We start from the raw sequence: 26366 nt of genomic DNA on the forward strand, positions 1-26366 counted from the left end.
CCTCAGGCCGCGTCGCGCTTGGTGGCCCGCGCCTTCTTCGCGCTCCGTCGCCGCACCGGCCCGGCCGGTGCCGGCGAGGCCGTTGCGGGCGCCGCGACCGGGACGTCGGGGTGGTCTGCCAGCACCTCGGCCAGATAGCGTCCGGTGTGGCTCTCATCGACGGCCGCGACCTGCTCGGGCGTCCCCTCGGCGACGACGAGCCCGCCGCCCGAACCACCCTCGGGTCCCATGTCCACGACCCAGTCGGCACTCTTGATGACGTCCAGGTTGTGCTCGATGACCAGCACGGTGTTGCCCTTGTCGGCGAGCGACTGCAGCACGCCGAGCAGCTTGCGGATGTCCTCGAAGTGCAGACCGGTCGTCGGTTCGTCGAGGACGTAGACGGTACGCCCGGTGGAGCGCTTCTGGAGCTCGCTGGCCAGCTTGACGCGCTGCGCCTCTCCGCCGGAGAGCGTCGGGGCCGGCTGGCCGAGCCGGACGTAGCCGAGCCCGACGTCGACCAAGGTGCTCAGGTGGCGCGAGATCGCGGGGAACGCCGCGAAGAACTCGGCGGCCTCCTCGATGGGCATCGCGAGGACGTCGGCGACCGTCTTGCCCTTGAAGTGGACCTCGAGCGTCTCGCGGTTGTATCGCGCACCGTGGCACACCTCGCAGGGCACGTAGACGTCGGGCAGGAAGTTCATCTCGATCTTCAGCGTGCCGTCGCCCGAGCACGCCTCGCACCGGCCGCCCTTGACGTTGAAGGAGAAGCGGCCGGGGCCGTAGCCGCGCACCTTCGCCTCCTCGGTCTCGGCGAAGATCTTGCGGACCCGGTCCCACACGCCGGTGTAGGTGGCCGGGTTGGACCGCGGCGTGCGTCCGATCGGGCCCTGGTCGACGTGCACGACCTTGTCCAGCTGCTCCGTGCCGGTCACGCGGGTGTGCCGGCCGGGCACCTGGCGTGCCCCGTTGAGCTCGTTGGCCAGCACCGTGTGCAGGATCGAGTTGACCAGCGTCGACTTGCCCGACCCCGAGACGCCCGTGACGGCGGTGAGGGCCCCGAGGGGGAAGGAGACGTCGATGTCGCGCAGGTTGTTCTCCCGGGCACCCACGATCGTGACCTGGCGCTGCCGGTCGACGCCCCGGCGTGCCGTCGGCAGCGCGATGCTCCGTCGGCCGGCCAGGTAGGCGCCGGTCATCGACCCCTCGGCCTCCAGCAGCCCGGCGAGGTCGCCCGAGTGCACGACGGCACCCCCGTGCTCGCCCGCACCGGGTCCCACGTCGACGATCCAGTCGGCCGCACGCACCGTGTCCTCGTCGTGCTCGACGACGATCAGGGTGTTGCCCAGGTCGCGCAGGCGGGTGAGCGTCTCGATGAGCCGCCGGTTGTCGCGCTGGTGCAGCCCGATGCTGGGCTCGTCCAGCACGTACAGGACGCCGACCAGACCCGAGCCGATCTGGGTCGCGAGCCGGATGCGCTGCGCCTCGCCGCCGGAGAGCGTGCCCGCTGCCCGCTCGAGCGTGAGGTAGTGCAGCCCGACGTCCAGCAGGAAGCCCAGCCGGGCATGGATCTCCTTGAGCACCTCACCGGCGATCGCTGTCTCGCGCGTACCCAGCTCGAGGGCGTCGAGGTACTCCTTGGCGTCGCCGATCGGCAGCCGGCAGACGTCCCAGATCGACTTCGAGCCGACCTTGACCGCGAGGACCTCCGGCTTCAGACGCGCCCCCTGGCACTGCGGGCACGGGACCTCTCGCATGTAGGCCTCGTAGCGCTCCTTGGACCAGTCCGACTCCGTCTCGGCGTGCCGGCGCTCGATGAACGTGACCGCTCCCTCGAACCCGGTCGAGTACTGCCGCTCCCGACCCCAACGGTTGCGATACTTCACGTGCACCTGATGGTTGCGCCCGTGCAGGATCGCCTCGCGTGCGCGCTGCGGCAGCGCGCGCCAGGGCACGTCCATCGAGAACTTCATCTCCTCGGCCAGCGCGCCCAGGACCCGCTCGAAGTACTCCGACGAGGTCTGCGACCACGGGGCGACGGCGCCCTCGCGCAGCGTGCGCTCCGTGTCCGGGACGATGAGCTCGGGGTCCACCTCGAGCCGGAAGCCGATGCCCGTGCACTCCGGGCAGGCGCCGTAGGGCGCGTTGAACGAGAACGTGCGCGGCTCGATCTCGTCGAGGCTCAGCGGGTGGTCGTTGGGGCACGAGCGCTTCTCGGAGTACTTCAGCAACCGCGGGGTGCCGTCGCCGCTCTGGCCGGACTCGCCGACGTCGACCAGGTCGATCATCACCAGCCCACCGGCCAGGCCGAGCGCGGTCTCGACGGAGTCGGTCAGGCGGCGCTGGACGCCCTCGCGGGCGACGAGGCGGTCCACCACGACCTCGATGTCGTGCTTGACCTTCTTCTCCAGCGCCGGCGGGCTGCTGAGCTGGACGGTCTCGCCGTCGACCCTCGCCCGCGAGAATCCCTGCGTCTGCAGCTCGGCGAAGAGGTCGAGGTACTCCCCCTTGCGACCCCGCACCACGGGTGCCAGCACCTGGTATCGCGTGCCGTCGGGCAGGTCGAGGATCTTGTCGACGATCTGCTGCGGGGTCTGCGCCTGGACCGGCTCGTCGCAGACCGGGCAGTGCTGCGTCCCGGCGCGTGAGAACAGCAGCCGCAGGTAGTCGTAGACCTCGGTGATCGTCCCGACCGTGGACCGGGGGTTGCGGTTGGTCGACTTCTGGTCGATCGAGACAGCCGGGCTCAGCCCCTCGATGAAGTCGACGTCCGGCTTGTCCATCTGCCCGAGGAACTGCCGGGCGTACGCGGACAGGGACTCGACGTAGCGCCGCTGCCCCTCGGCGAAGATCGTGTCGAACGCCAACGACGACTTCCCGGACCCGCTCAAGCCCGTGAACACGATGAGCGCGTCCCGCGGCAGGTCCAGGTCGACGTTGCGGAGGTTGTGCTCGCGGGCACCGGAGACGACGAGGCGATTGCTCACCGCAGCATCGTACGGCCCGCGACCGACACTCGTACAGGTGTTCCATGTCACGGTGGCGGGACGTGCCCGCGGACACCCCCGCCGGGCGCCCCACGGAGATGCTTGGATGACGCCATGAGCGTCTACGCCGTCACCTACGTCTACGCCGCCGACAGCGGCACGGCCCGCGACCGTGCCCGTCCCGCGCACCGCGACCACCTGCAGGAGCTGCGCACCGAGGGCGCGGTCCTGGTTTCCGGGCCGCTGCCCGCCACCGACGGCGAGCCGGACGGTGCACTGATCGTCATGAGCGCGCCGTCGGCCGCGGAGGCGATCGCCCTGCTCGACGCCGATCCGTTCCGGCGTACGGGACTCGTCGCAGAGGTGTCCGTCCGCGAGTGGGTGCCGGTCATCGGCGGCTTCGCGGCGTGATCACCACGGCCCGGGCGCGCGCCCGGGCCGTGGGGCCTCGTCGGGCTCAGCGGTGGGAGACGGACGGCGCCGCGTAGTGGTCCGACGACGTGGGCTGCCACATCAGCACCACGGTCGTGACCACGAGCGCCAGCTGGAGGACGCCCAGCACCGCCGTGCCCGCCACGCCGGCCTGGGCGAGCCCGGAGAGGAAGTTCAGCACGTACAGCCCGGCGAGCACCGTGCCGACGACACGCGCCCACGACCTGCCCTGCCCGTTCTTGACGGCCATCCACGACCAGAGACCGGCCGAGACCACGCCGCCCACCACGAGGCCGGCGACGACGACCCCCTCCATGAGCTCCATGAGCTCCGGGGTGGCCACCTCCCACATGCCCTGCGCCGACAGCTCCTGCGCCACCAGCGCGTTCACCGTGTCGAGCATGAGGTAGCCGGCGAAGGCCCCGACGACGCTGAGCGCCGCGCCGACCCACATCAGCACGACAGCGAGGCGCAGCGGCCGCGGCGGCACGTCGGGCGCGGACGCCCCCGGATCATCGGACCAGGGCTCGAGACCTTGGTGGCCCTGCTCGGGGCCGGCGTCGTGGCCGGGCAGCTCGTGGGTCATCGGTCACCCCTCTCGGCGGGGAGGCCGACGCGCTGGTCGCGGCGGGTCTTCAGGAGCGACGCCACGGTGGTGATGGTGAGCACCACCACGATGAACGCCAGCGAGTAGCTCGTAGGGATCTCGGGGATCGCCTCGACGTGCTGACCACCGTTGACGAACGGCAGCTCGTTGGTGTGCAGCGCGTGGATGATCAGCTTCAGACCGATGAACCCGAGGATCGCCGCCAGCCCGTAGTTGAGGAACACGAGCCGGTCGAGCAGGCCGTCGACGAGGAAGTAGAGCTGGCGCAGACCGAGCAGCGAGAACGCGTTGGCGGCGAAGACGAGGAACGTCTCCTGCGTCAGTCCGAAGATCGCCGGGATCGAGTCGACGGCGAAGAGCAGGTCCGCGCTGCCGATCGCGACCATCACGATGAGCATCGGTGTGATGTAGCGCTTGCCGTCGATCCGGACGGTCATCCGGTGGTCCACGTAGTCGTCGGTGGTCCGGAACACCCGCCGGGTCAGCCGGAGCACCGCGTTCTCGGTGAACTCCTCGTCGTGATCGGTCCCCGCGCGGGCCTGAGCGATCGCGGTCCACACGAGGAACGCGCCGAACACGTAGAAGATCCAGGCGAAGTTCGCGATCAGCGCCGCGCCGGCCAGGATGAAGATCGTCCGCAGCACGAGCGCGATCGTGATACCGATCAGCAGCACGCGCTGCTGGTGCTCCCGGGGCACGCGGAAGCTCGTCATGATCAGGACGAACACGAAGAGGTTGTCGACGCTGAGCGACTTCTCCGTGATGTAGCCGGCGAAGTACTCGCCGCCGTACTGGCTGCCCCAGCCGGCGAAGACGAGCCCTCCGAAGGCGACCGCCACCGCCACGTAGGCGAGCGACCACCAGGCCGACTCCTTGAGCGTCGGGGCGTGCGGTGTGCGCACGTGCCCGACGTAGTCGACGACCAGCATCGCCAGGATCGCGGCGACGGTGGCGACCCATACCCATCCAGGGACGTCCATGACAGATCCTTCCGGTACGCAGAACGAGGCACCGGAGGTCTCTCTCACCCAGGGACGGCCCGGGTGGGTGAGACCGGACCGGCACCGACGCCGGTCGTCCTGACGACCTCACCGCTTGGGAGATACTCCCCTCCAACGATCGACCAGCATACGTCACGACGCCGGCCCGCAGGTGCGGCGGCGACGCCGATCACTGGAGACAGAACTCGTTGCCCTCCGGATCCTGCATCACGATCCAGACGTCCCCGAGCTCCGCGCCCTCGTTCACGACCGTCGCCCCGAGGGCCGTCAGGCGTTCGGCCTCCGCCCGCAGGACAGGGAGCCGCTCGTCCCCGGTGCGGCCCGCGCCCACGTCCAGGTCGAGGTGCACACGGTTCTTGCCCGACTTCGGTTCGGGCACCTGCTGGATGAAGATCCGCGGGCCCTCGCCGGCCGGGTCGCTCACGGCATTCTTGCTGTTCCACAGCTCGGTGGGTACGCCCCACGCCGTCAACGCCTCCTCCCAGGTGGCGAACCCGGCCGGTGGCGCGTCCCGTTCGTAGCCCAGTGCGGCGCACCAGAAGTCGCCGAGCGCGCGCGGGTCGGTGGCGTCGAAGGTCACCTGGAATCTCGTGGCCATGCCGGGCTCCTCGGGTCGTGGTGGGGACGGCGGACCAGGGGTCAGGACTCGCCCCTCGCAGAGCGCATCCGGGCGTCAGCCCGTCGCGGCCCTCATCTGGCGCAGCTCCTTCTTGAGCCCGCCGATCTCGTCGCGCAGGCGTGCCGCCACCTCGAACTGCAGCTCGGCGGCGGCGGCGTGCATCTGATCGCTGAGCTCCTGGATGAGCTCGGCGAGCTCCTCGGCCGCCAGCCCGGCCAGCCGGTTGCCCGACGTCGAGGCTTCCTTCGGCGCCCCGGGCACAGGGGCCTTCCCGCGGGACTCGCCGGCAGCCTTGCGATATCCCCCCGCCAACAGCTCCGCGGTGTCGATGTCCTCACGCGCCAGCATGTCGGTGACATCGGCGATCCGCTTGCGCAGCGGCTGCGGGTCGATGCCCCGCTCGGCGTTGTACGCCTGCTGCTTCTCGCGCCGGCGGTTCGTCTCGTCGAGCGCGAACTGCATCGCCGGAGTCACCTTGTCGGCATACATGTGCACCTGACCGGTCACGTTCCTGGCCGCGCGCCCGATGGTCTGGATCAGCGAGCGCTCCGACCTCAGGAAGCCCTCCTTGTCGGCGTCGAGGATGGCCACGAGCGAGACCTCCGGCAGGTCGAGCCCTTCACGCAGCAGGTTGATGCCGACGAGCACGTCGTACTCCCCCATGCGCAGCTCGCGCAGCAGCTCGACCCGTCGCAGGGTGTCGACCTCGGAGTGCAGGTAGCGCACCCGCACGTCCTTGCCCAGGAGGTAGTCGGTGAGGTCCTCGGCCATCTTCTTGGTCAGGGTGGTGACCAGCACCCGCTCGTTGCGGTCGACGCGTTCGCGGATCTCGCCGAGCAGGTCGTCGATCTGGCCCGTGGTGGGTTTGACCACCACCTCGGGGTCGACCAACCCGGTGGGCCGGATGATCTGCTCCACCACGCCGTCGGACATCGAGAGCTCGTAGTCGCCGGGGGTGGCGGACAGGTACACCGTCTGGCCGATCCGCTCGACGAACTCCTCCCACCGCAACGGCCGGTTGTCCATCGCGCTCGGCAGACGGAACCCGTGGTCGACGAGGGCACGCTTGCGCGACATGTCGCCCTCGAACATCGCGCCGATCTGCGGGACCGTCACGTGGGACTCGTCGATGACGAGCAGGAAGTCCTCGGGGAAGTAGTCGAGCAGGGTGTTCGGTGGCGTGCCGCCCTCACGGCCGTCGATGTGCCGTGAGTAGTTCTCGATGCCGTTGCAGGTCCCGATCGAGCGCATCATCTCGATGTCGTAGGTGGTGCGCATGCGCAGCCGCTGGGCCTCGAGCAGCTTGTCCTGCTTCTCCAGGTCCGCCAGACGGGCCTCGAGCTCGGCCTCGATGGTGCCGATCGCCCGCTCCATCCGCTCGGGGCCCGCCACGTAGTGGGTCGCGGGGAACAGGTAGACGCTCTGCTCGGTGCGGATCACGTCACCCGTCAGCGGGTGCAGCGTCTGGATCGTCTCGATCTCGTCGCCGAACAGCTCGATGCGGACCGCGAGCTCCTCGTACACGGGGATGATCTCCACGGTGTCGCCCCGCACCCGGAACGTGCCGCGGGTGAACGCCATGTCGTTGCGCGAGTACTGCATCTGCACGAACTTGCGCAGCATCTCGTCGCGGTCGACCACGTCGCCGACCTCGAGCCGCACCATCCGGTCGACGTACTCCTGCGGCGTACCCAGGCCGTAGATGCACGACACGGACGCCACGACGACGGTGTCGCGCCGCGTCAGGAGGTTCGACGTCGCGGAGTGCCGCAGCCGCTCCACCTCGTCGTTGATCGACGAGTCCTTCTCGATGTAGGTGTCCGTCTGCGCGATGTACGCCTCGGGCTGGTAGTAGTCGTAGTAGGAGACGAAGTACTCGACGGCGTTGTTCGGCAGCAGCTCGCGGAACTCCGTGGCGAGCTGCGCCGCGAGCGTCTTGTTCGGCGCCATGATGAGGGTCGGACGCTGCAGCTTCTCGATGAGCCAGGCCGTCGTCGCGCTCTTGCCGGTGCCCGTGGCACCCAGCAGGACGACGTCCTTCTCCCCCGCCCGGACACGCTCGGCGAGCGCACCGATCGCCGCGGGCTGGTCGCCGCTGGGCTCGAACTCGGAGATCACCTCGAAGGGAGCAACGGTGCGCTGCAGGTCGGTCACGGGTCGCATGCCCCCACGGTAGGCCGGGCCACCGACACCCGCCGCGTCGCGGGCACCGGTCAGTGCTCGGTGCCGGCCGCCAGGACGAGGTCGTCGATCCGTCCGGCGCGGTGGTCCAGGGCCGTGCGGACCACCGCCGCGAGCGCCCGCGCCGACTCGGCCGCCGGGAGGACGTCGGCGGCGGGGACGTGCACGAACCCCGCCCGCGCGTGCGACGCAGCCAGTGCGTGCGCCAGGGCGTAGAACGTGGCGTTGCAGACGTAGGTGCCGGCCGTGTTGCTCACAGCGGCCGGGATCCCGGTCGCACGCACGGACGCCAGGGCCGCCTTGAGGGGCAGCGAGCTCAGGTAGGCGACCGGTCCGCCGTCGACCACCGGCTCGTCGACCGGTGACCGGCCCGCGTTGTCCGGGATCCGGGCGTCGGCCACGTTGACCGCGACCCGTTCGAGCCGCAGAGCGCCGCTACCCGCCGCGAGCCCCACGCACACCACGACCTGGGGTGCGTGCTCGCCGAGCAGCTCGCGCAGGCGTGCGGGGGCGCCCGCGAAGGTCACCGGCAGGCGGGCGGCGACCAGCTCCTCCGCGTGCCCCGCGGCCGTCCATCGATCCTCGAGGCAGCGCACGGCCTCCCACGACTCGTTGGCCGTCGCGCCGTCGAACGGCTCGAACCCCGTGACGAGGACCTTCACGCCCGCTCGTCCTGCTCGGCGTCCAGCTCCTGCGCGACCTCCTCGGCGACCCGGGCCCACAGCCCGTCCACCTGTGCCCTCAGCGCGGCCTCCGTACCCGTCCCGTCGAGGACGACGTCGGCCATTGCCAGCCGCGCGTCGTCGTCCGCCTGCGCCTCCACGCGCGCCCTGGCCTCCGCCTCGGTCATCGACCGGCCGGTCACCAGGCGCTCGACGCGCTGCACCGCCGGCGCGTCGACGACAGCGAGCAGGTGGTAGCGGTCGCTCTGGCCGGTCTCGACGAGCAGCGGGACGTCGTGCACGACGACGGCCCGCGGGTTGGCGGTCCCTGCCGCCGCCTCCCGCTCGGCCGCCAGCCGGCGGACCTCCGGGTGCACGATCTCCTCGAGCCGGGCCCGCGCGCCCTGGTCGCCGAACACCACCCGCCCGAGCGTGGGCCGGTCCAACGAACCGTCGCCGGACAGGACCTGGTCGCCGAACTCCTCGACGACCTCGGCGAGCCCCACCGAACCCGGCGCGACCGCCTCGCGCGCCAGGACGTCGTGGTCGACGACCACCGCCCCCAGCTCGTCGAGGCGACGGGAGACGACGGACTTGCCTGCGGCGATACCACCGGTGAGGCCGATGCGGAACATGGGTACATCCTGCCCTCGCCGTAGGCTTCACGCCATGAGCATGGGCGGGCGAGCAACCGGTGGACGGCCCGGCGGGGGCGGGATGGGCGGGCCGATGCGGTCCTACCTGCAGGACGCGTCGGTGCGGCGCCGTCGGCTGCCGCGCGAGACCCTGCGCCGCATCCTGGCCTTCGCCCGGCCCTACCGGGGCCGGCTGGTCCTCTTCGTCGCCCTCCTCCTGGTGAGCGCTGCGGCCGGTGCGGCGGTCCCGCTGCTGTTCCGCCGTCTCATCGACGTCGGCATCGGCGAGGGGCAGCGCGACGTCGTGCTGGTCATGGCGGCCGCAGCGGTCGGTCTCGCCCTCCTGACGGCAGTGCTGTCGCTCGCCGAGCGGTGGGTCTCCGCGGTGGTCGGCGAGGAGCTGATCGTCGACCTGCGCACCAGCGTGTACGACCACGTGCAGCGGATGCCCCTGGCCTTCTTCTCCCGGGCGCGGACCGGGGCGCTCGTGCAGCGGCTCAACGGGGACGTCCTCGGGGCGCAGCAGGCCTTCACCTCGACCCTCCAGACCGTCGTCTCCAACGGCCTGACGGTCGTCTTCACCCTCGCGGCGATGTTCGTCATGTCGTGGAGCCTGACGCTGCTGGCGCTGGTGCTCCTGCCGGCCTTCGTCCTCCCGGCCCGCTGGTTCGGCCGACGGATCGCCGCCCTGGCGCACCGCGGCTACGAGTTCGACGCGGACGCCGGGCAGCTCATGAACGAGCGGTTCAACGTCGCCGGGGCGCACCTGGCCAAGGTGTTCGGCGACCCCGAGCGCGAGGCCGCCCGCTACGCCGAGCAGGCCCGGGCGCTGCGCGACGTCGGCGTCGCCAGGGCCCTGTACTCGACCTGGTTCCGGATCGGGCTGACGACCCTCGCGTCCGTCACAATCGCCGTCGTCTACGGCGTCGGGGGGCTCCAGGCGATCGCGGGCCAGCTCACCGTCGGCACGATCGTGGCGCTGACGGCGTACCTCGGACGGCTCTACGGCCCCCTGACCGCGATGTCCAACGTCCAGATCGACGTCATGACCGCGCTCGTCAGCTTCGAGCGGGTCCTCGAGGTGCTCGACCTCGAACCGACCGTCGCTGAGAAGGACGACGCCCGTGACCTCCGGGCGGCGGTCAGGGCGCACGGGGCGGGCATCGAGCTGGACGACGTGACCTTCCGCTACCCGCGGGCCGACGAGATCTCGCTCGCCTCGCTGGAGTCCGTCGCGGCGGTCCGCAAGGACCCTGTCGGCGCGACCCTGCACGACGTGTCCTTCGCCGTGCCCGCCGGCTCGATGGTCGCGCTCGTCGGGCCGTCCGGGGCCGGCAAGACGACGCTCTCCCAGCTCGTGGTCCGCCTGTACGACCCGACCTCCGGCGTCGTCCGGATCGCCGGCCAGGACCTGCGCGACGTCACCGCCGCGTCGTTGCGTGCGACGGTGGGGGTCGTCGCGCAGGAGGCCCACCTGTTCCACGACACGGTCGCCGGGAACCTGCGCTACGCCCGCCACGACGCCACGGACGAGCAGCTCTGGCGTGCCCTCGAGCAGGCCAGGATCGCCGACCTCGTCGACCGGATGCCCGAGCGCCTGGAGACGGTCGTCGGGGACCGCGGCTACCGGCTCTCCGGCGGTGAGCGTCAGCGGCTGGCCATCGCCCGGCTCCTGCTCAAGGCCCCCGACGTCGTCGTGCTCGACGAGGCGACGGCGCACCTCGACTCGGAGTCCGAGGCGGCCGTGCAGGCAGCTCTCGACGAGGCGCTGGCCGGCCGGACCTCGCTCGTGATCGCGCACCGGCTGTCGACGGTCCGGGCGGCGGACTCCATCGTGGTGCTCGACGAGGGCGCGGTCGTCGAGCAGGGGTCGCACGCCGAGCTCCTGGCGTCGAGCGGGCTCTACGCCGAGCTGTACCGCACGCAGTTCGCGGACCTCGACGACCGGTCGTCGCCCTCGCCGTAGCGTCCCGTCGTCCGTGGCGCCCCGTCAACGCGCCCCTTCGCTCCGCCCGGGCCCAGCAGGGGCCCACCATCCACCGGGTACGACGGAGGCCCGCCACCCCTGGGGGTGACGGGCCTCTGCCGGAGTCAACGACCCTCAGCGGGTCGGTGACGGTCGGCTCAGTTGCCGGTCAGCTTCTCACGGAGCGCGGCGAGCGCCTCGTCGGAAGCCAGCGTGCCGCCGGTCTCCTCCTGCTGCACGGGGGCAGCCGAGGAGTAGGACGACGACGCGGACGGACCGCTGCTCGAGGAACCGCTCGAGGAGGAGACGACGTCCCCGGCCGCGGCGTCGGCGTCGGCCGACAGTGCGGCGCGGACCTGCTCGCGGTGCGACTCCCAGCGGGCGTGCGCCTTGGCGTACTCCGCCTCCCAGGCCTCACGCTGCGTCTCGAAGCCCTCGAGCCACTCGTTGGTCTCCGGGTCGAAGCCCTCGGGGTACTTGTACTCCCCGTTCTCGTCGTAGTCGGCAGCCATGCCGTAGAGCGCCGGGTCGAAGTCCTCGGACTCCGGGTCCATGCCCTCGTTGGCCTGCTTGAGCGACAGCGAGATGCGGCGACGCTCGAGGTCGATGTCGATGACCTTGACGAAGACCTCGGCACCCACCTGGACGACCTGCTCGGGCAGCTCGACGTGGCGGACGGCCAGCTCGGAGATGTGCACCAGGCCCTCGATGCCGTCCTCGACACGGACGAACGCGCCGAACGGCACCAGCTTGGTGACCTTGCCCGGCACGACCTGCCCGATGGCGTGAGTGCGGGCGAAGGTCTGCCACGGGTCCTCCTGCGTCGCCTTCAGCGACAGGGAGACGCGCTCGCGGTCGAAGTCGACGTCGAGCACCTCGACCGTGACCTCCTGACCGACCTCGACGACCTCGGACGGGTGGTCGATGTGCTTCCAGGAGAGCTCGGAGACGTGCACCAGGCCGTCCACGCCACCCAGGTCGACGAACGCACCGAAGTTGACGATCGACGAGACGACACCGGGGCGCACCTGGCCCTTCTGCAGCGTCTGCAGGAACGTGGAGCGCACCTCGGACTGCGTCTGCTCGAGCCAGGCACGGCGCGACAGGACCACGTTGTTGCGGTTCTTGTCGAGCTCGATGATCTTGGCCTCGATCTCCTTGCCGACGTACGGCGCGAGGTCGCGGACGCGACGCATCTCCACGAGGGAGGCGGGGAGGAAGCCGCGCAGGCCGATGTCGAGGATGAGGCCGCCCTTGACGACCTCGATGACGGTGCCGGTGACGACGCCGTCCTCTTCCTTGATCTTCTCGATCGTGCCCCAGGCGCGCTCGTACTGCGCGCGCTTCTTGGACAGGATCAGGCGACCCTCCTTGTCCTCCTTCTGGAGGACGAGAGCCTCGACGGCGTCACCGACGGTGACGACCTCGCCCGGGTCCACGTCGTGCTTGATGGAGAGCTCCCGGGACGGGATCACACCCTCCGTCTTGTAGCCGATGTCGAGGAGGACCTCGTCGCGGTCGACCTTGACGATCGTGCCTTCCACGATGTCACCATCGTTGAAGTACTTGATGGTGGCGTCGACGGCGGCAAGGAAGTCCTCCTCGGTGCCGATGTCGTTGACGGCGACCTGCGGGGCGGACTTCGTGGTGGAGATGGTCATTGAGTAGTTGCTCCGATGCGGACAGGGCATAGTACGGACAGGGTCGTGGTGCAGGTGGGTCGCACGGCGACCGGCCGATCGATCGCTGGTCTGCGCGCACGGCGCACTGCACCGCGGACCATCTTATCCGCGGGATTTCGAGGGGTCAACGCCGGCCGGTCGGAGCCGCTGAGACCCCGGTCACCCGCATCTCGACGCGCCCCGGCGCCGGTCGCGGATGTCACGATGTCGGGGTGACCGCGACCTGGTTCGGCTACCGAGACGCCCCCGACGACGACGGTGCCGCACGTCGATGGTGGCACGAGCACGCCGAGGAGTACCTCGACGACCACGGGGCGTTCCTCGGGGACGCCGGGTTCCGCTGGGGCCCCGAGGGGCTCACCGAGGCCGAGGCGCGGCTCCTCGGCGACCCGCGCGGCGCCCGCGTGCTCGAGATCGGTGCCGGTGCCGCGCACTGCTCACGGTGGCTCGCCGGCCAGGGCGCACAGGTCGTGGCCACCGACCTGGCGCCAGCGATGCTCGACGCCGCCGCCCGTCTGGACGCCCGCACCGGCGTCCAGGTGCCGCTCGTGGAGGCGGACGCCCGCGCCCTGCCGTTCCGCGACAGCACCTTCGACGTCGTGTTCACGTCGTTCGGAGCCATCCCGTTCGTCCCGGACCCGGGCCGGGTCCACGCCGAGGCCGCGCGCGTCCTGCGCGACGGCGGGCGGTGGGTCTTCTCGGTGACGCACCCGCTGCGCTGGGCCTTCCCCGACGACCCGGGCCCGGCCGGCCTGACCGCCCACCGCTCCTACTTCGACCGACGCCCCTACGTCGAGGAGTCGGCGTCGGGCCGGGTGGTCTACGCCGAGCACCACCGGACGGTGGGCGACCACGTCCGCGACGTGGTCGCCGCCGGACTGCGCGTGCGCGATGTCGTCGAACCCGAGTGGCCTGCCTGGAACGACCAGACGTGGGGCGGGTGGGGCCCCGAGCGCGGGGCGCTCCTGCCCGGTACCGCGGTCTTCGTGACGACCAAGGACTGACAGGCGGTCAGTGACCGGCCTCGTGCCAGGTCTCGCCCGCACCGACCGACACGTCCAGCGGGACGTCCAGCGCGTACGCCGCCCCCATGCGGGTGCGCAGGACCTCCTCGACGGTGTCCCGCTCCCCCGCTGCGACCTCGACCACGAGCTCGTCGTGGACCTGCAGCAGCAGCCTCGACCGCAGGTCCCGGTCGTCGAGCTCGCGCTGCACCCCCAGCATCGCCAGCTTGATGATGTCGGCCGCGCTTCCCTGGATGGGGGCGTTGAGCGCCATCCGTTCGGCCATCTGACGGCGCTGTCGGTTGTCGCTGGTCAGGTCCGGCAGGTAGCGGCGCCGCCCCAGGAGGGTGGCGGTGTACCCGGTGGCGCGGGCCTCCTCGACCACGCCGGCGAGGTAGTCACGCACCCCGCCGAACCGGGTGAAGTAGTCGTCCATCAGGCCCTGCGCCTCACCGGTCGCGATCCCGAGCTGCTGGGAGAGCCCGAACGCGCTGAGCCCGTACGCGAGCCCGTAGCTCATCGCCTTGACCTTCGCCCGCATCTCTGCCGTGACGTTGGCCGGCTCCACGTCGAACACCCGCGAGCCCACGTACCGGTGCAGGTCCTCACCCGACCGGAACGCGGCGATCAGTCCGGCGTCGCCCGACAGGTGCGCCATGATCCGCATCTCGATCTGGCTGTAGTCGGCGGTGACCAGCGTCTCGTACCCCGGACCGACCCGGAACGCCCGGCGGATCCGCCGCCCGGACTCCGTCCGGATCGGGATGTTCTGCAGGTTGGGGTCGGTGGAGCTGAGCCGGCCGGTCGCGGCGATCGTCTGCTGGAAGGTCGTGTGGATCCGGCCGTCCGTCTGCACGGCCTTGAGCAACCCGTCGACCGTCGTGCGCAGCTTGGCAGCGTCGCGGTGCGCGAGGAGATGCGCGAGGAACGGGTGCTCGGTCTTGGTGAACAGGTCCTGCAGCGAGGCGGCGTCGGTCGTCCAGCCCGTCTTGATCTTCTTGGTCTTCGGCATCCCGAGCTGGTCGAAGAGCACCTCCTGGAGCTGCTTCGGGCTCCCGAGGTTGACCTCGCGACCGATCACGTCGTACGCCTCGGCAGCCGACCGCGCGACCGCGTCGGCGAAGCCACGTTCGAGCTCGGTGAGGAAGCCGGTGTCCGCCGCGATGCCGGTGTGCTCCATCCGCGCCAGCACCGCCGACAGCGGCTGCTCGACGTCGTCGAGTAGCCCACGGGCACCCCGGTCGTCGAGGCCGTCGGAGAGCGCGTCGGCGAGATCCACGACCGCGACCGCGCGGTGCGCGGCCTCGCTGCCGGCGGGCGGCCCCTCGGCGAGCTCGAGGTCCAGGGCACCCTGGGCGGACTCGTCCACGGCCGTCAGCTCGCGGTGCAGGTGGCGGACGACCAGATCGGCCAGGTCGTAGCCGCGCTGGTCGGGATAGCACAGGTAGGCCGCGAGCTCGGTGTCGCACGCGACGCCGCCGAGGTCCAGGTCGATCCCCCGTGCCGCGAGCCGGTGCCACGCCGACTTCGCGCCGTGCACCGTCTTCGGCGACGCCCCGTCCGCCAGCCAGGCGGTCAGCGCCCGCTCGTCGTCGGCCGTGGCCGTGGCGAGGTCCACGACGACGGCGCTCGCCGACCCGTCGCGGCTCCCGGTCGCCACGGCGACCTGCCAGGCGTCTCCGCCCGCGGGCCCACCGGACCCCGTCACGTCGAACCCGAGCGCCCGGCCGCGGTGCTCGGCGAGCCAGTCGGCGAGCGTCCCCCGGTGCAGCGTGACGTCGATGCCGGTCGTCGGGCTCGTGTCGTCGACGGCACCCGCCGCCGGGTCGACGGCGAGGAGGCGGTCGCGCAGCGCACCGAACTGGAGCGTGTCCGAGACGGTGTGCACCGCTTCGCGATCGAACCCGGACAGCGCGAGGTCCGTCACACCGAGGGGCAGCTCGACGTCGGTCAGCAGGGCGTTGAGCTCGCGGTTCAGCCGGACCTGGTCGGCGTGCTCGCGCAACGCCTCGCCCCTCTTGCCGGTCACCTCGCCCTGACGTTCGAGGAGGGAGTCGAGGTCTCCGAACTGGGTGATCCACTTCGCGGCCACGCCCGGTCCGACACCGGGCACCCCGGGCAGGTTGTCGCTCGTCTCCCCCACCAGCGCGGCCAGGTCGGGGTACCGCTCGGGCCGGACCTTGTACTTCGCCTCGACCGCCTCCGGCGTCATCCGGGCCAGCTCGGAGACCCCCTTCTTGGGGTACAGGACCGTCACCTCGTCCGTGACGAGCTGCAGGGAGTCGCGGTCACCGGAGCACACCAGCACGTCCATCCCGGCCTCGGTGCCCTGGCGCGCCAGCGTGGCGAGGATGTCGTCCGCCTCGATCCCCTCGCGCTGCAGCGCCGGGACCCGCAACGCCTCCAGGACCTCCTTGATCAGCGGGACCTGGCCGCGGAACACCTCGGGCGTCGCGTCGCGGTTGCCCTTGTACTCCGCGAACCGCTCCGTGCGGAAGGTCACCCGCCCGGCGTCGAACGCGACCGCGAGGTGGGTCGGCGCCTCGTCGCGCAGGAGGTTGGTGAGCATCGAGAAGAACCCGTAGACGGCGTTGGTCACCTGGCCGCTCGAGGTCACCAGGGTGTCGGGCAGGGCGAAGAACGCCCGGTACGCCATGGAGTGTCCGTCGATGAGCAGCAGCCGGGGACGGGTACCACCGGCCGGGCTGGAGCTGGCGGTGCTGGAGCTGCCGGTTCGCGCTGTGGTCGTCACGGGTGCCAACCTATCTGCCATGACCGACACCGACGCGTTCCCGCAGGACACCACCGGCTGGCAGCGGGCTGCCTCGGGCACGCTCATCGAGCGCACCGGCATCGTCCTGACGGAGGTGGGCGCGGACACGACGCGAGGCAGCATGCCCGTCGCCGGCAACACCCAGCCGGCCGGACTCCTGCACGGAGGGGCCACGGCCGCCCTGGCCGAGACGCTCGGGTCGGTCGCCGCGCAGAGCCACGCCGGCCAGGGGCGGGCCGCCGTCGGGCTCGAGCTCAACATCACCCATCACCGGGGCGTGCGCTCGGGGCAGGTGCACGGTACCGCGACCGCCCTGCACCGGGGACGGACCACCGCGGCCTACGAGATCGTCGTCACCGACGACGACGGGCGACGGGTCGCGACCGCGCGCCTCACCTGCATGCTGCTCGACGCCCGCTGACGCGGACCACCGGGCGCCGAGGCTCTCAGGAGGCGTTGGAGGTCTGCTCGGCCCCGCGTGCGGCCTCGGCCGCCGCGTGCTCGACCTGGAAGGCCCGCAGGTCGACCGGGCCGGTGGGCAGGCCCGCCTCGCGTGCCCGTCGCCGACGGGCGACCAGGTCCTCGATGGCGGCACGCGTCGCGTCCCGGCGGCGACGGCCGTCCCGACGACGCACGACGGTGGCACCCGGTGCGCCTCCCTGGGCGAGCCGCCGCTCCAGGACGGGCACCGCCACCACGCGGTGCCCGGCCGCCGGCGCGAAGCCCAGGCGGGCGAGGAACCGGTGCATCTCTCGCGCGCCCGGCGCCGGGGCGCAGTAGATGCTCTCGGCGCCCGCCGCGGTCGCGAGGCCGAGCGTGGAGCCGAGCAGAGCGCGACCCGCACCGTGCCGCCGCGCCCGCGGGGCGACAAGGATGGCGTCGACGTACAGGCTCGGAGCCGTGGAGTAGAGGTGCGGCTCGAGCACCCTGACCAGCAGGAAGCCGACGACGGCGTCGTCCTCGACGGCGACCAGGACCTCGCCGCCCGCGGCCAGCAGGACGCTGAGGTGCTCGCACAGGCGTCCCGGGTCGGCCGCGGCCGTGGTCGTACCATCCGGGGCGGCACTCGCCGCCAGCTCGGCGACCTCGAGCAGGTCGTCCTCCGTCGCGGACCGCACTACGACCGCTGCACGCATCGACACTCCTTCCGACACTGCTGGTGACCTCGGCACGAAGGTCACGAAAAGATCACGACTCCCTGGCGACAATAGCCGTCGCCAGGGAGTCGCACAACGTGTCTCAGGCGCCCACCTGGTCGATGACCGCGTCGGCCACCTCACGCATGGTCAGGCGGCGGTCCATGGACGTCTTCTGGATCCAGCGGAACGACTCCGGCTCGCTCAGACCCATCTTCGTCATGAGGAGGCCCTTGGCCCGGTCGACGCGCTTGCGGGTCTCGAAGCGCTCCTGGAGGTCGGCCACCTCGGACTCGAGCGCACCGATCTGCTGGTAGCGGGAGATCGCGATCTCGACCGCCGGCAGGAGGTCCGCCGGGGTGAACGGCTTGACGACGTAGGCCATGGCCCCGGCGTCCCGCGCCCGCTCGACCAGCTCGGTCTGCGAGAACGCCGTGAGCAGCACGACCGGCGCGGCGTGCGCCTTGCCGATCCGCTCGGCCGCGGAGATGCCGTCCAGCTCGGGCATCTTGACGTCCATCACGACGATGTCGGGCTTGAGCTCGGTGGCCAGGTTGACCGCGGTCTCACCGTCCCCGGCCTCTCCGACGACGTCGAACCCCGCCTCGCGGAGCGTCTCGACGACGTCCATGCGGATCAGCGCCTCGTCCTCGGCGACGACGGCCCGTCGGGTCGGCTTCGCCGGGGTCTCGGGCGGCGCCGGCTCGGGTTCGGCGTCGATCAGCGGGGGCAGGTCGAGCGGCAGCTTCTCGTCGGTCACAGGGACCATCGTAGACCCCACGGGCACGCGTCGCGTGCTCCTGCCGCAGCGTGCCGGTGTGACCGTGCGCACCCACGGAGCCGCGGCGGACCGGTTGGGCACCTCGCCGTCCGGTGTGGTTCGATAAGGCCGCTGCCGACACGCCCCGGTAGCCCAACCGGCAGAGGCAATCGGCTCAAACCCGATCCAGTGCGGGTTCGAATCCCGCCCGGGGCACAGCACGAGAGCCCGGACCGCCACAGCGGTCCGGGCTCTCGTCGTCCGGCACCGGATCACCGGCACCGTGGCTGAGGCGGCGCTCAGCCGGAGAAGGCGCCACCGTCCCCGTGGCTGCCCACCTTGTGCACCAGGATCGAGTTCGTCGTCCCCGGGACACCGACCGGCGCGCCCGAGACGATGACCACCCGGTCGCCCACCTCGGCGAGCCCGTTGGCCTGCAGCGTCTGGTCGACCTGGCCGACCATCGCGTCGACCGAGTCCACGCGCGGCACCTGGTACGTCGTGGTGCCCCAGGTCAGCGCGAGCACGTTGCGCACCGACTCCACCGGCGTGAAGGCCAGCAGCGGGATGCCCGACCGCAGGCGCGACATGCGCTTCGCGGAGTCGCCGGACTGCGTGAACGTCACGAGGTACTTCACACCGAGGGCGTTGCCGATCTCGGCCGCGGCCCGCGTGATCACACCGCCGCGGGTGTGCGGGGTCGAGCCGAGCGGCGCGATGCGCTCGCGCCCCATCTCCTCCGTGGCCTCGATGATCGAGGCCATCGTCTCGACCGTGAGGATCGGGTAGTCGCCCACGGACGTCTCGCCCGAGAGCATGACCGCGTCGGCACCGTCGAGTACCGCGTTCGCGCAGTCCGAGGCCTCGGCGCGCGTCGGGCGGGGGCTCGTGGTCATCGACTCGAGCACCTGCGTGGCCACGATCACCGGCTTGGCGTTCTGACGCGCCAGCTCGACGATGCGCTTCTGCACCAGCGGGACCTGCTCGAGGGGCATCTCGACGGCCAGGTCGCCGCGGGCGACCATGAAGCCGTCGAACGCGGCGACGACCTCCTCGAGGTTGTCCACCGCCTGCGGCTTCTCGATCTTGGCGACGACAGGGACGACGCGCCCCTCCTCCTCCATGATGCGGCGGACGTCCTCGTAGTCCTCCGCGTTGCGCACGAAGGACAGCGCGATGATGTCCGCGCCGAGCCGCAGGGCCCAGCGCAGGTCGTCCGTGTCCTTGTCGCTCAGCGCCGGCACCGAGACGGCGACGCCCGGCAGGTTGAGGCCCTTGTTGTTCGACACCGGGCCGGGCACCTCGACCGTCGTCACGACGCGGGGGCCCTCGACCGCCGTGACACGGACACGCACCTTGCCGTCGTCGATGAGGATCGGGTCGCCGACGCGGGCGTCCTGGGGCAGCCCCTTGTGCGTGGTGGAGACCAGCTCGCGGGTACCGACGACGTCCTCGGTGGTGATGGTGAGCGTGTCGCCCTCGTCGAGGAGGTGCTTCTCGTCACCACCGAACCGTCCCAGCCGGATCTTGGGACCCTGCAGGTCGACCAGGACGGCGACGTTTCGCCCCGCGTCCTTCGCTGCCGCGCGCACACCGTGGTAGACGGCCTCGTGCTCCGACTGCTCGCCGTGGCTCCGGTTGATCCGGGCCACGTCCATACCCGCGTCCACCAGCTCCCGGAGCTTCTCCGGGGATGCCGTCGCGGGTCCGATGGTGCACACGATCTTCGCTCTGCGCATGTCTCCAGCCTCGTCGTCGTACTGCCCCGGTACCGACCGGGGCCGTCCCGGACGCCACACGGCGCCCGGGTTCGTGCTCATCCTCTCAGGGCGACGGTGCGCGGGCCCACCGGGGCCGGCAGCTCCGTGCTCCCCTGGAGGAACTTGTCCACCGCGGCCGCGGCCGCGCGCCCTTCGGCGATCGCCCACACGATGAGGGACTGGCCGCGGCCGGCGTCGCCGGCCACGAAGACGCCCGGCAACGTGCTCGCGTAGTCCTCGCCGCGACGCACGAGTCCACGACTCGTGGTCTCGGCGCCGGTCTGGGTGACCAGCTCCTCGGTCTCCGGGCCCGTGAACCCCATCGCGACGAGCACCAGGTCCGCCGGGATCTCCCGCTCGGTCCCGGCCTTGGGCACCCGCCGACCGTCGGCGAGATACTCGGTCTCCGCGACCTTCAGGGCACGGACCGCGCCGCGCCCGTCGTCGACGAACTCTACCGTCGAGGCGAGGAACGTCCGTTCGCCGCCCTCCTCGTGGGAGCTCGAGACCTCGAACAGGATCGGGTCGGTGGGCCACGGCTGGTGGGCCGGGCGCTCGGTCGGCGGTGTCTTGCCGATCGCCAGGGTGGTCACGCTGGCGGCGCCCTGCCGCAGCGACGTCCCGACGCAGTCCGACCCGGTGTCGCCGCCGCCGATGACGACGACGTGCTTGCCCGCGGCGTGCGGCGCCCCGTCGACGGGGTGACCCGCCACGGCCTTGTTCGACGGCGTCAGGAAGTCCATCGCCGGGTGCACGCCGTCGAGCTCCTTGCCCGGGACGGTGAGCTCGCGCGGCACGGTGGCGCCGGTGGCGACGACCACGGCGTCGAACCGACGGCGCAGCGCGTCCCACGTGATGTCCCTGCCGATGTCGACGCTCGTGCGGAACCGCGTGCCCTCGGCCTCCATCTGGGCCAGGCGCCGCTCGATGTGCGACTTCTCGAGCTTGAAGTCGGGGATGCCGTAGCGCAGCAGGCCGCCGATCGCGTCGTCCCGCTCGTAGACGACCACGGTGTGACCCGCCCGGGTCAGCTGCTGCGCCACCGCGAGCCCTGCCGGGCCGGACCCGACGACGGCCACGGTCGAGCCCGTGAGCCGCTGCGGCACCTGCGGTGTCACCAGCCCCCGCTCGAACGCCTCGTCGATGATCGAGACCTCGATGTTCTTGATCGTGACGGCCGGCTGGTTGATGCCCAGCACACAGCTCGTCTCGCACGGGGCGGGGCAGACCCGCCCCGTGAACTCGGGGAAGTTGTTCGTCGCGTGCAGGCGCTCGATGGCGTCGGCCCACTGGTCCGTCCGGACCAGGTCGTTCCACTCGGGGATGAGGTTCCCGAGGGGGCAGCCCTGGTGGCAGAACGGGATGCCGCAGTCCATGCACCGGCCGGCCTGCTCGGCCAACCGGCCACCGAGGAGCGGCTCGCCGTCCTTCCGGTGCGCGTGCACGTCCTTCCAGTCGCGCAGACGTACCTCGACGGGACGGTTCGGCGGGAGCTCGCGCTCCCGCACCTTCAGGAATCCACGCGGGTCAGCCACGGGCCACCTCCATGATGTGCTCCCAGAGGGAGGGGTCGAAGTCTTCGCCCTCTCCCAAGGGCGTGCCGGCGGACTCCGCCTCGGCCAGAGCCGTGCGGACGTTCGCCCAGGCCGGCGGCAGGACACGGGAGAACCGTGCTCGCGTCCCGTCGTCCGCGAGGAGCTCGGCAGCCACCGGGGACCCGGTCTCCTCGTGGTGGCGGGCCAGCAGCTCCTGCACGCGGGTCCAGTCCGCTTCCTCGAGCGGTCCGACGACGAGCTCGCCGGCGGCGACGGACGCCGTGTTCATGGCGGCCTCGCGCAGGTTGAGCACGTAGGCCACCCCGCCGGACATGCCGGCGCCGAAGTTGCGACCCGTCGGGCCGAGGACGACCACCTCGCCGCCCGTCATGTACTCGCAGCCGTGGTCGCCCACGCCCTCGACGACGAGCGTCGCCCCTGAGTTGCGGACGGCGAACCGTTCGCCGACGCGGCCCCGCAGCAGGATCTCGCCGCTCGTCGCGCCGTAGCCGATGACGTTGCCGGCGATGACGTTCGCGGCACCGTCGAGGACCGCCGCCCGGTCCGGGCGCACGACGATGCGCCCGCCGGACAGGCCCTTGCCGACGTAGTCGTTGGCGTCGCCGAAGAGCCGCAGCGTCACGCCGCGCGGGACGAAGGACCCGAACGACTGGCCGGCCGAACCGGTCAGCGTGACGTCGATGGTGTCGTCCGGGAGCCCCTCGCCGCGGTAACGCTTGGTCACCTCGTGCCCGAGCATGGTGCCGACCGTGCGGTTGACGTTGCGCACGGGCACCTCGATGCGCACGGGCCGGGCGTCCTCGAGCGCCGGGGCCGCCTGCGCGATGAGGTGCTGGTCGAGCGCCTTGTCCAGACCGTGGTCCTGCTCCCGGGTGCGGTGCAGCGCCGACCCGGCCGGGTGCTCGACACGGTCGAGCACCGGTGCCAGGTCGAGACCCTGCGCCTTCCAGTGGTCCACGGCCTTGCGCGTGTCGAGCGCCTGGACCTGGCCGACCGCCTCGTCGATCGAGCGGTAACCCAGCGAGGCGAGGTGCTCGCGCACCTCGGTCGCGATGAACTCGAAGAAGTTGATCACGAACTCGGGCTTGCCGGTGAACCGGCGGCGCAGCTCGGGGTTCTGCGTGGCGACGCCGACCGGGCACGTGTCCAGGTGGCAGACCCGCATCATGATGCAGCCCGAGACGACCATCGGCGCGGTGGCGAAGCCGAACTCCTCCGCGCCGAGCAGCGCGGCCACGACGACGTCCCGGCCCGTCTTCATCTGGCCGTCGACCTGCACCGTGATCCGGTCACGCAGGTTGTTCAGCACGAGCGTCTGCTGTGTCTCGGCCAGGCCGATCTCCCACGGCGTGCCGGCGTGCTTGAGCGAGGTCAACGGGCTGGCGCCCGTGCCGCCGTCGTGCCCCGAGATGAGCACGACGTCCGCGTGCGCCTTGGACACGCCGGTGGCCACCGTCCCCACGCCGAACTCGGACACGAGCTTGACGTGCACGCGTGCGCTCGGGTTCGCGTTCTTGGCGTCGTGGATCAGCTGGGCCAGGTCCTCGATCGAGTAGATGTCGTGGTGCGGCGGCGGCGAGATGAGGCCGACGCCAGGTGTCGAGTGCCGCGTCCTGGCCACCCACGGGTAGACCTTCGGTCCGGGGAGCTGGCCGCCCTCGCCCGGCTTGGCGCCCTGGGCCAGCTTGAGCTGGATGTCGTCGGCCTGGGTCAGGTACTCGGACGTGACGCCGAACCGGCCCGAGGCGATCTGCTTGACGCGCGACCGGCGCCGCGGGTCGTAGAGACGCTCGGCGTCCTCGCCGCCCTCGCCGGAGTTGGAGCGGCCCTCGAGCTCGTTCATCGCGATCGCGAGCGTCTCGTGCATCTCCTGGCTGATCGCGCCGTAGGACATGGCGCCGGTGTTGAACCGCTTGACGATCTCGCTGACCGGCTCGACCTCGTCGATCGGGATCGGCTCCCGGTCGGGGTTGAACCGGAGCAGACCCCGCAGCGTCATCAGCCGCTCGGACTGCTCGTCGACCCGGCGCGTGTACTGGCGGAAGATCTCCATCCGCCCCGTCCGGGTGGCGTGCTGGAGGCGGAACACGGTCTCCGGGTCGAAGAGGTGCTCCTCCCCGTCGCGCCGCCACTGGTACTCACCACCGGTCGTCAACCGCTCGTGGGGGGCGTGGTTCCCCGACGCCGGGTACGCCTCGGCATGGCGCGCCGAGGTCTCGGCCGCGATCACGTCGAGGCCGATGCCGCCGAGGCGGCTGGTGGTGCCGGTGAAGTAGTCGTCGACGAGCTGCTGCGACAGGCCGATGGCCTCGAAGACCTGCGCACCGCGGTACGACATGATCGTCGAGATGCCCATCTTGGACATCACCTTGAGCACGCCCTTGCCCAGCGCCTTGATCAGGTTGCGGACGGCCAGGTCGGGTGCGACGCCGAGGTAGCCGCGCAGGGCGAGGTCCTCGACGGTCTCCATGGCGAGGTAGGGGTTCACCGCAGCCGCCCCGTAGCCGATGAGCAGCGCAACGTGGTGCACCTCGCGCACGTCGCCCGCCTCCACGACCAGGGAGATCCGGGTGCGGGTGTGCCGGCGCAGCAGGTGGTGGTGCACGGCGCTGGTGAGCAGCAGCGAGGGGATCGGCGCACGCTCGGCGTCCGAGTCGCGGTCCGACAGCACGATGTGCGTCGCCCCGGCCTCGATCTGGTCGTCGATCTCGGCGAAGATCTCCTCGAGCCGCGCCTGCAGCGCCCGGCCTCCGCCGGAGACGTCGTACAGGCCGCGCACGATCGCCGCCCGGAACTCCCCCTCGAGGCGCGCGTCACGGTCGATGCGCACGATCTTGGCGAGCTCGTCGTTGTCCAGCACCGGGAACGGCAGGAGGAGCTTGCGGGCGTGCAGCGGGGTGTCGTCGAGCAGGTTCGGCTCGGGCCCGATGGCACCGCCGATCGAGGTCACCAGCTCCTCGCGGATCGCGTCCAGAGGGGGGTTGGTGACCTGGGCGAACATCTGCGTGAAGTAGTCGAACAGCAGCCGCGGACGGCTGGAGAGCACGGCGACCGGCGTGTCCGACCCCATGGCACCCAGGGGCTCCATGGCGTTGTTCGCCATGGGGGTCAGGATGACCTTGAGCTCCTCGGACGTGTAGCCGAAGGCGCGCTGGCGGCGCTGGACCGACGCCGGCGAGTGGGCGACGTGCTCCCGCTCGGGCAGCGACCCGAGCGAGATCGAGTTCTCCTCGACCCACTTCGCGTACGGCCGCTGCGCGGCGAGCTGGGACTTGACCTCGTCGTCCTCGACGATCCGGCCCTGGTCGGTGTCGACGAGGAACATCCGGCCGGGCTCGAGCCGGCCCTTGCGCACGATGGTCGCCGGGTCGAGGTCGAGCACACCGGCCTCGGAACCGAGCACGACGAGACCGTCCTCCGTCACCCAGTAGCGTCCCGGGCGCAGACCGTTGCGGTCGAGGACCGCCCCGATCAGCGTGCCGTCGGTGAACGTCAGGCAGGCCGGGCCGTCCCACGGCTCGATGAGGTTGGCGTGGTACTCGTAGAACGCCCGCCGTGCCGGGTCCATCTCGGCGTGGTTCTCCCACGCCTCCGGGATCATCATGAGCACCGAGTGGGGCAGCGACCGCCCGGACAGGTGCAGCAGCTCGAGCACCTCGTCGAAGCTGGCCGAGTCGCTCGAGCCGGCCGTGCACACCGGGAGCAGCGGGCCCAGGTCGCCGAGCGCCTCGCTGGCGAGGGTGCCCTCGCGAGCGGCCATCCAGTTCCGGTTGCCTCGCACGGTGTTGATCTCACCGTTGTGGGCGATCATGCGGAACGGCTGGGCCAGCGGCCACGACGGGAAGGTGTTCGTGGAGAAGCGCGAGTGGACCAGCGCGATCTCCGACGCGTAGCGCGGGTCGGACAGGTCGGGGAAGAACGGCTCGAGCTGCGCCGTGGTGAGCATGCCCTTGTAGGTGAGCGTGCGTGCCGACAGCGACGCGAGGAACAGCCCCTGCTCGTTCTCGGCGCGCTTGCGCAGCCGGTAGGCACGCCGGTCGAGCTCCAGGCCCGTGAGCTCCCGGGCCGGGTCGGCGACGATGACCTGACGGAACGTCGGCATGGAAGCCCGTGCCGTCGGCCCGACGAGGTCGGCCGTCACGGGCACGTCGCGCCAGGCGAGCACGTCGAGCTTCTCCTCGACGGCGATCGCCTCGAACCGCCGGACGGCGGCCTCGGCCTCGGCGGCGTCCTGCGGGAGGAACGCCATGCCGATCGCGTAGCGGCCCGCGGGCGGGAGCTCGACCGCGACGACGTCGCGGACGAACGCGTCAGGGATCTGGGTGAGGATCCCCGCCCCGTCGCCGCTGTTCTCCTCGGCACCGACCGCTCCGCGGTGGTCCAGGTTGAGCAGCGCGGTGAGACCCGCGTCGACGATGTCCCGTCCGGGCGTCCCGCGCAGGGTCGCGACGAACGCGACACCGCACGCGTCGTGTTCCGTCGCGGGGTCGTAGAGGCCCTGCGCCTCGGGTGGCGCGACCCAGTGCTGCGGCGTGGTCATCAACACCGTCCTCCTGTGCGCCCGCACGCGGGCGCGTCTGCTTCAAGGGTGGATCGGGACGTCGTCGGCCCGTCGGACTCTGCCAG

Annotated in this window: 18 protein-coding genes and 1 tRNA gene; 5 read left to right on the forward strand and 14 right to left on the reverse strand. The window is 71.4% G+C overall.

The genetic code is table 11. The features are described 5' to 3' along the window. Positions 1-2: 2 nt before the first annotated feature. Entirely contained in the window at positions 3-2966 is a 2964-nt protein-coding gene (gene uvrA / locus UQW22_RS15270) for an excinuclease ABC subunit UvrA (RefSeq protein WP_407317927.1), read from the reverse strand. Positions 2967-3080: 114 nt separating this feature from the next. On the opposite strand from uvrA, the gene UQW22_RS15275 reads away from it, so the two are divergent. Continuing rightward, a complete protein-coding gene (locus UQW22_RS15275; protein ID WP_407317928.1) occupies positions 3081-3377 on the forward strand; it encodes a YciI family protein in 297 nt (98 codons plus the stop codon). A 46-nt stretch (positions 3378-3423) separates the two neighbouring features. Here UQW22_RS15275 and UQW22_RS15280 read toward each other — a convergent pair whose 3' ends face one another. The 6 genes from UQW22_RS15280 to coaE form a co-directional block, all read right to left on the reverse strand. Then, the gene (locus UQW22_RS15280; protein ID WP_407317929.1) at positions 3424-3984 is read right to left on the reverse strand and encodes a hypothetical protein; all 561 of its coding nucleotides are present in this window, start codon (positions 3982-3984) and stop codon (positions 3424-3426) included. After that, complete coding sequence (locus UQW22_RS15285; protein ID WP_407317930.1) at positions 3981-4985, reverse strand: TerC family protein; 1005 nt, start codon at positions 4983-4985, stop codon at positions 3981-3983. Before UQW22_RS15285 ends, UQW22_RS15280 begins: the two co-directional genes overlap by 4 nt. Before the next feature lie 190 nt (positions 4986-5175). Further along, positions 5176-5604: a VOC family protein gene (locus UQW22_RS15290; RefSeq protein WP_407317931.1), complete on the reverse strand. Its 429-nt coding sequence runs from the start codon at positions 5602-5604 to the stop codon at positions 5176-5178. Between the two features lie 75 nt (positions 5605-5679). Next, positions 5680-7788: an excinuclease ABC subunit UvrB gene (uvrB, locus tag UQW22_RS15295; protein ID WP_407317932.1), complete on the reverse strand. Its 2109-nt coding sequence runs from the start codon at positions 7786-7788 to the stop codon at positions 5680-5682. Between the two features lie 50 nt (positions 7789-7838). Then, a complete protein-coding gene (locus UQW22_RS15300) occupies positions 7839-8468 on the reverse strand; it encodes a pyroglutamyl-peptidase I (protein WP_407317933.1) in 630 nt (209 codons plus the stop codon). Further along, positions 8465-9103: a dephospho-CoA kinase gene (coaE, locus tag UQW22_RS15305; protein ID WP_407317934.1), complete on the reverse strand. Its 639-nt coding sequence runs from the start codon at positions 9101-9103 to the stop codon at positions 8465-8467. The genes UQW22_RS15300 and coaE overlap by 4 nt, the downstream gene beginning before the upstream one ends. Before the next feature lie 34 nt (positions 9104-9137). On the opposite strand from coaE, the gene UQW22_RS15310 reads away from it, so the two are divergent. Further along, positions 9138-11069 (forward strand): ABC transporter ATP-binding protein, encoded by a 1932-nt coding sequence (locus UQW22_RS15310; RefSeq protein WP_407317935.1) that lies wholly within the window; start codon positions 9138-9140, stop codon positions 11067-11069. 158 nt (positions 11070-11227) lie between these two features. Here the strand turns inward: UQW22_RS15310 and rpsA are convergent, their stop codons facing one another. After that, a complete protein-coding gene (gene rpsA, locus UQW22_RS15315; RefSeq protein WP_407317936.1) occupies positions 11228-12730 on the reverse strand; it encodes a 30S ribosomal protein S1 in 1503 nt (500 codons plus the stop codon). 233 nt (positions 12731-12963) lie between these two features. Between rpsA and UQW22_RS15320 the strand changes: the two genes are divergently transcribed. Beyond that, positions 12964-13755: a class I SAM-dependent methyltransferase gene (locus UQW22_RS15320; protein WP_407317937.1), complete on the forward strand. Its 792-nt coding sequence runs from the start codon at positions 12964-12966 to the stop codon at positions 13753-13755. Between the two features lie 7 nt (positions 13756-13762). Here the strand turns inward: UQW22_RS15320 and polA are convergent, their stop codons facing one another. After that, a complete protein-coding gene (polA, locus tag UQW22_RS15325; RefSeq protein WP_407317938.1) occupies positions 13763-16528 on the reverse strand; it encodes a DNA polymerase I in 2766 nt (921 codons plus the stop codon). Here polA and UQW22_RS15330 point away from each other — a divergent pair. After that, positions 16527-16949: a hotdog fold thioesterase gene (locus UQW22_RS15330; RefSeq protein ID WP_407317939.1), complete on the forward strand. Its 423-nt coding sequence runs from the start codon at positions 16527-16529 to the stop codon at positions 16947-16949. The genes polA and UQW22_RS15330 overlap by 2 nt on opposite strands. Before the next feature lie 25 nt (positions 16950-16974). Here the strand turns inward: UQW22_RS15330 and UQW22_RS15335 are convergent, their stop codons facing one another. Beyond that, on the reverse strand, positions 16975-17664 hold the full coding sequence (locus UQW22_RS15335; protein WP_407317940.1) for a GNAT family N-acetyltransferase: 690 nt from the start codon (positions 17662-17664) through the stop codon (positions 16975-16977). A gap of 103 nt (positions 17665-17767) precedes the next feature. Then, positions 17768-18433, reverse strand: a complete 666-nt coding sequence (locus tag UQW22_RS15340; RefSeq protein WP_407317941.1) for an ANTAR domain-containing response regulator — start codon at positions 18431-18433, stop codon at positions 17768-17770. Between the two features lie 133 nt (positions 18434-18566). On the opposite strand from UQW22_RS15340, the gene UQW22_RS15345 reads away from it, so the two are divergent. Next, a tRNA-Leu gene (locus UQW22_RS15345) sits at positions 18567-18640 on the forward strand. An 83-nt stretch (positions 18641-18723) separates the two neighbouring features. Here the strand turns inward: UQW22_RS15345 and pyk are convergent. The 3 genes from pyk to gltB form a co-directional block, all read right to left on the reverse strand. Further along, positions 18724-20163 carry a pyruvate kinase gene (gene pyk, locus UQW22_RS15350; protein WP_407317942.1) on the reverse strand — a complete coding sequence of 480 codons (1440 nt, stop codon included), beginning with the start codon at positions 20161-20163 and terminating at the stop codon, positions 18724-18726. 77 nt (positions 20164-20240) lie between these two features. Then, positions 20241-21719 carry a glutamate synthase subunit beta gene (locus UQW22_RS15355; protein WP_407317943.1) on the reverse strand — a complete coding sequence of 493 codons (1479 nt, stop codon included), beginning with the start codon at positions 21717-21719 and terminating at the stop codon, positions 20241-20243. Next, complete coding sequence (gene gltB / locus UQW22_RS15360) at positions 21712-26280, reverse strand: glutamate synthase large subunit (RefSeq protein ID WP_407317944.1); 4569 nt, start codon at positions 26278-26280, stop codon at positions 21712-21714. The genes UQW22_RS15355 and gltB overlap by 8 nt, the downstream gene beginning before the upstream one ends. Between the last annotated feature and the right edge of the window lie 86 nt (positions 26281-26366).

Origin of the sequence: Isoptericola halotolerans (assembly GCF_045689585.1) — a bacterium.
GTDB classification, from domain to species: domain Bacteria; phylum Actinomycetota; class Actinomycetes; order Actinomycetales; family Cellulomonadaceae; genus Isoptericola; species Isoptericola halotolerans_B.